The 1,106-nt window shown below is 67.4% G+C and carries 1 protein-coding gene; it reads left to right on the top strand.

Annotation, left to right across the window (positions count from 1 at the left end; all coding sequences use genetic code 11):
- Position 1 precedes the first annotated feature (1 nt).
- The coding region (locus NQ038_RS15145) for an IS1380 family transposase (RefSeq protein WP_257062989.1) at positions 2-1,106 on the top strand (1,105 nt) is incomplete at its 3' end.

Genomic DNA, 1,106 nt, shown 5'->3' with positions numbered 1-1,106 from the left:
AGTGAAGTCTACCGGCCTGTACCCGCACCCGCACATCGACACTTCCCCCATCCCGGCCATCACCCAAGCCGGTGGCGTGCTCCTGACCGACACGATCGATCAGACCGGCCTGGGACGCTACCTCTCAAACGCTCTGGCGTCGTGGCGCAAGCCATTTGCGATCCATGATCCTGGCAAGATCCTGTTGGACCTGGCACTGTCGTTGGCATTGGGCGGTGACTGCCTCTCCGACGCTGGAATCGTGCGCAGCGAACCCGGCATCTACGGGTCAGTCGCGTCGACTCCGACCGTCTCCCGACTCATCGGCTGGCTGGCCGAGGACGCCGGGGCAGCGGTCACCGCGATACGCCACGCCCGCCAGCAGGCCCGCACCCACGCCTGGTCTGTTGCCGGCACGCGTGCTCCCGACCATGGCGCCAGTGCCGACGATCCGTTGATCATCGATCTGGACGCCTCGATCGTGATCGCGCACAGTGAGAAGGAACAGGCCGCCGGGACGTTCAAGCGCACCTTCGGCCACCACCCGCTGCTCGCGTTCGCCGACCACGGTCCAGCCGGTACCGGCGAGTTGTTGGCCGCGGCCCTGCGCAAAGGCAACGCCGGATCGAACACCGTCACAGACCATATCGCCATCACGCGCGCTGCCCTGGCCCAACTCCCCGGCCGGCGGGCGCGTCCGGGGAAGAAGGTCCTCATCCGCACCGATACCGCCGGTGGCACGCACGGCTTCCTCGACTGGCTCACCGGACGCAGGCTCTCGTACTCCGTCGGCTTCAGCCTGCCGATCGACTTTCCCGACATTTACCACCAGATCCCGGAAACGGAGTGGCAGGACGCGTACACGTCCGACGGTGGTATCCGGGATGGTGCCGGCGTCGTCGAGCTCACCGGGCTGCTCGACCTGACCGGGTGGCCTGCCGGGATGCGTGTCATCGCCAGGCGTGAGCGCCCGCATCCGGGAGCGCAGTTGCGCTTTGACGACGTGGACGGGTATCGGATCACTGCGTTCGCGACCAACAGCAGGCGCGGGCAGCTCGCCGATCTGGAAGTCCGGCACCGGCGCCGCGGGCGGTGTGAGGATCGGATCCGCAATGCCAAGGACACCG

The sequence above is a fragment of the Brevibacterium sp. 50QC2O2 genome, assembly GCF_024580675.1.
Classification (GTDB): Bacteria; Actinomycetota; Actinomycetes; order Actinomycetales; family Brevibacteriaceae; genus Brevibacterium; species Brevibacterium moorei.
This window is presented reverse-complemented; position numbering and strand designations above follow the sequence as displayed.